This window comes from Nitrospirota bacterium (genome assembly GCA_015233895.1).
Classification (GTDB): domain Bacteria; phylum Nitrospirota; class Thermodesulfovibrionia; order Thermodesulfovibrionales; family Magnetobacteriaceae; genus Magnetomonas.
In genome coordinates this window covers 1-1868 of the sequence record JADFXG010000032.1, presented here as the reverse complement: position 1 = coordinate 1868, position 1868 = coordinate 1, and the positions used below count along the sequence as shown (strand labels likewise).

At 37.3% G+C, this 1868-nt stretch carries 3 protein-coding genes; 2 read left to right on the top strand and 1 reads right to left on the bottom strand.

The window, feature by feature from the left end; all coding sequences use genetic code 11:
• Positions 1–309, top strand: a 309-nt coding sequence (locus HQK88_14705) for a hypothetical protein (protein MBF0618049.1), incomplete at its 5' end; no start/stop codon positions are given.
• A 252-nt stretch (positions 310–561) separates the two neighbouring features.
• Here the strand turns inward: HQK88_14705 and HQK88_14700 are convergent.
• Positions 562–780 (bottom strand): ribbon-helix-helix domain-containing protein, encoded by a 219-nt coding sequence (locus HQK88_14700; GenBank protein ID MBF0618048.1) that lies wholly within the window; start codon positions 778–780, stop codon positions 562–564.
• Positions 781–1036: 256 nt separating this feature from the next.
• Between HQK88_14700 and HQK88_14695 the strand changes: the two genes are divergently transcribed.
• Positions 1037–1792, top strand: a complete 756-nt coding sequence (locus HQK88_14695; GenBank protein ID MBF0618047.1) for a hypothetical protein — start codon at positions 1037–1039, stop codon at positions 1790–1792.
• Positions 1793–1868: the final 76 nt, after the last annotated feature.

Below are 1868 nucleotides of genomic sequence, written 5' to 3'. Positions count from 1 at the left end.
CCTTATAGCTGGGTCATTCCCTTAAGAGAAAAATATATTGATATGGAAATTAATGCATTACAATGGATGGCCTTTTACTATTTCAAAAATCGTGACTATGATACAGTTATAGATTATGCACATAAATGGCTGAAGAGGGACGCTTTTTGTGAGAATTGTTACGAATTGCTTATGAAAAGTTATCTGTTAAAAGGCAATAAAACCAGGGCAATACAAACCTACAGTGAATGCGAAAGGATATTCAGAGATGAACTCCAAACTGAGCCCTCATTAGACATGAAAGAACTCCTGAGAGAGACGGAAAAATAAGATTACTCATAAACGTTCTTTCTGAAGGCGACTCTGGTAACAGTGATAGTATTGTCTCTTTCATTGAGGGCAAAGACAATACGAATCTTGCCAAAACGATAGCTATAAAGTCCGTTGAACAAACCTTTTAGAGGTTTACTCAATCTTACCGGATTATCTGACAAATAGAAATCTACCTTGTCAACTATCCTCGTCTTGGTTTTTACATCAAATTTAGAAAGTTCTTCGTATGCCTGATTACTCCAAACAACGCTAAATCCCAAGTTTTTTACGAACCTCAGATGACGTGTAATACGTGGTGTTTATGTCATTTAGACGCTCCCAGGCCAAATATGCGTCCTCAAATTCATCAATATAAAGCTGTAACATCTCATTTAAATAAAAACTTTTAGGCCGCATGGTTTTTTTTGAAATCTGGTTAAGCCTGTCATACACATTATCTGAAACTCGTACACTCAATGTTTTAGCCAATCTACCCCCCCATATAATATATATATTATAAATGAAGCTCCTAAAAAACACAAGCTCTTAATGTGGTAAAACTTTGCAGTGCTTTTTGTTACAAATTTGTAATCGTTTTGTAATCGCCATAAGATACACTACAAGTAATATCATTTAAAAAAATTTCATGATTCACAGCAAAATAAGCCGTTGTTAATCAAAAATATAATTTTGGGGTGGAGGACTTAGTCCTCCAGATAAATATTACGTGTATGGGGTGAACAACATGGAAGTTGCAATAGTAAAAAAAAATCAATTAGATGATTTATATTACAGTGAACGGCAAAGAGTATTAAAAACCGAAGTTTGTACGCTAACGCTCAAAGGAAAAGATGGGCACGCAGCATTACTGCCGTCTTTTGAGGTTAGTTCCGAAATGCAGGAAATTGCACGGCGGTATGCCGGGATACCACTGCCGACTGAAATATTCAAAATGAGGACTAACGAATTATATGTTGATCCATGTTTTTGGATTGAACCTAAAATGGCCGAAAAGAGCAGGCTTTTTAACTACACTGAAAAGGTCATTGTAGAAGTTGCGCCAAAGCTGCTTAACCAGTTCATACGAATGGGTCTGGACTTTAAAGTTAATAGAAACGGAGAAATCGGGCATGTATATTTTCAGCCGTTCTTAGATAATAAACGAATCCTTGAAGGGTTTTTTGGCGAAGGGATCAAACCTAAGGTTAATAAGGATGACACTATCTCAGAGCATTTTAAAAAAATATTTGAAAACCATGGCAATTTCTATCAGGAAATGTATAATGTCTCCATAGATGAGTCCAAAGGCCTTGATTGGCACCCCGAGTGTGACAGCTTCAGAACCAGTTCGTACAGCTATGCCGGTGTTACTGCCGGATGTTCCGGCTGGAGCAAAATGAACAGAGACAGACAAAAGAATCAATACGCAAAAGAAATAGCATTAATACACGATGCGCTAACAGCAAAAGAATGTGCAGCGTCAGATATTAGATTAAATTGACAAATAAAGGGCATTGATCATCTGCTGCATAATAAATGAGGGAGGGCGTTGCCCATTACGGTGGGGGTGCCTCAAC

Excerpts from the sequence above, each read along its gene's own strand:
- HQK88_14695 (MBF0618047.1), top strand. The coding sequence starts at position 1,037 with ATGGAAGTTGCAATAGTAAAAAAAAATCAATTAGATGATTTATATTAC.